The sequence below is a fragment of the Tenacibaculum sp. MEBiC06402 genome, assembly GCF_049239625.1.
Lineage (GTDB): Bacteria > Bacteroidota > Bacteroidia > Flavobacteriales > Flavobacteriaceae > Polaribacter.
This window is the reverse complement of record NZ_JBMKKT010000103.1, coordinates 1-690: the sequence shown is the minus strand read 5'-3', so window position 1 is coordinate 690 and position 690 is coordinate 1. Positions and strand designations below refer to the sequence as shown.

Sequence of the window (690 nt, the reverse complement as noted above, 5' to 3'; positions counted from 1 at the left end):
ACATCGGAAAAGAACTTGCGTCCTTTTCCCGCAAAAAATCATACACAAATACGTTGGCATTCATTAGAAAATAAAAGATGAAAATTGAAAAAATAATTGAACGGATTGGAAATTTCAAAGTTTCAGAAGAAACGGAAGATTATGAAATTTGTGAATTCTTTGATAATATAAGAAATGAATTGCCTGAATCAATTTCTTTGACCAAATCTCAAAAGGAAAAATTGATAAAAGGACTTTTTGGTTTTTTGAAAAATCAAAATCCTGAAATGGGTGAGAATTTTTCATTCATTCATTTTATAGAGGATATTGACACCCCTAACTATGAGATTTATAATTCAGAATTAAAAAGGTTTAATAAGGGAAATGGGACTATAACGTCTATACTTTTATTAAATCGTTATATTAATTCATTAAAAGGAGATGAATGGAAAGAGAATTTAGAATTAATGAAAACCATATCTGAAAATAAAACCTACTCTGAATACATTAGAGAATTTGCATTGGATTTTTATGAATCTCAAATTCATAGAAATAGCAACAATCCCCAAATTCCTAGAAAAACAATTTGGTCAAAAATTAAAAGTCTGTGGAATTAAATAAATCGATTCTATAAACTGAAAAAACGAAATGCCAACAACGTGTATAATTAATTGCGGCTGAATTTCCTCACCGGAAATTCAATCTTATTAA

1 protein-coding gene is annotated in these 690 nt (G+C 27.8%); it reads left to right on the top strand.

Annotation, left to right across the window (positions count from 1 at the left end; genetic code table 11):
• The first annotated feature begins 77 nt into the window (after window positions 1–77).
• A complete protein-coding gene (locus ACOSP6_RS14195) occupies window positions 78–596 on the top strand; it encodes a hypothetical protein (RefSeq protein WP_422092681.1) in 519 nt (172 codons plus the stop codon).
• Window positions 597–690: the final 94 nt, after the last annotated feature.